Below are 1,038 nucleotides of genomic sequence, written 5' to 3' on the forward strand. Positions count from 1 at the left end.
TCGCCGGGCAAGTAGGCGTGTTCGAGCAGGATGCGGTTCTTGAGCGTCTGATGCCAACGCTCGATCTTGCCCTGCGTTTGAGGATGGCATGGCGCACCGCGGATGTGGGTCATGCCTCGGCTGGCGAGCCAGTCGGCCAGGTCGCTGGCGACGTAGCTCGGCCCGTTGTCGGAGAGCAGGCGTGGCCGCTGCATCACCCGCGCCTGATCGAGCCCAGCCGCACCCAGCGCCAGGTCGAGCGTGGCGGTGACGTCGCTGGCCTGCATCGTCGTGCACAGCTTCCAGGCGACGATGTAGCGTGAGAAGTCGTCCAGGACCGTCGACAGGTAGTACCAGCCCCAGCCAACGACCTTCAGGTAGGTGAAGTCCGTCTGCCAAAGCTGATTGGGCGCGGTGGTCTTGTCGCGGAACTCGTCGGCGGCCTTGATGACGATATAGGCTGGGCTGGTGATCAGGTCCTGAGACTTGAGCCACCGGTAGACGGTCGCTTCCGAGACGAAGTAGCGGCGCTCGTCGGTGAAGCGCACCGCCAGCTCACGCGGACTGAGTTCAGGCTGCTCCAGAGCCAGGGCAACGATCTGCTCGCGGATCTCCGCAGGTAGACGGTTCCAGACCCGACGGGGCTGTGAAGGATGGTCCTTCAACGCCTCGGGGCCGCCGCGCTGGTAGGCGTCGTACCAGCGGTAAAACGTCGAGCGCGTGATGCCGAGCTTGTCCAGGGTGGCACGCACCGGCAGGTGGGATTGCTCGACGAGCCGGATGATCTCCAGCTTCTCAGAGGCCGGGTACCTTATGCCTCGTCGCCCCCAGCCCCGCTCATGCTTTTTTTAAGCAGACGGTTCTCCAGGACGAGATCAGCTACGACCTCCTTCAGCGCCCCCGTCTCGCGCCGCAGATCCCGCACCTCATCCGTGGTGGCCGCACGAGCCGTGTCCCCCGACAGGCGCTTCTTGCCCGCCTCCAGGAACTCTTTGGACCAGCCGTAGTACATCGAGGCGGCGATCCCCTCGCGTCGGCACAACTCGGCGATGCTGTCCT

The 1,038-nt window shown here is 64.9% G+C and carries 1 pseudogene; it reads right to left on the reverse strand.

Features of this window, described 5'->3' with window-relative positions:
* Positions 1-1,038: pseudogene (locus AC3WLN_RS24030) on the reverse strand (IS3 family transposase); the annotation flags it as partial.

This window comes from Methylobacterium sp. FW306-05-D (assembly GCF_058782155.1).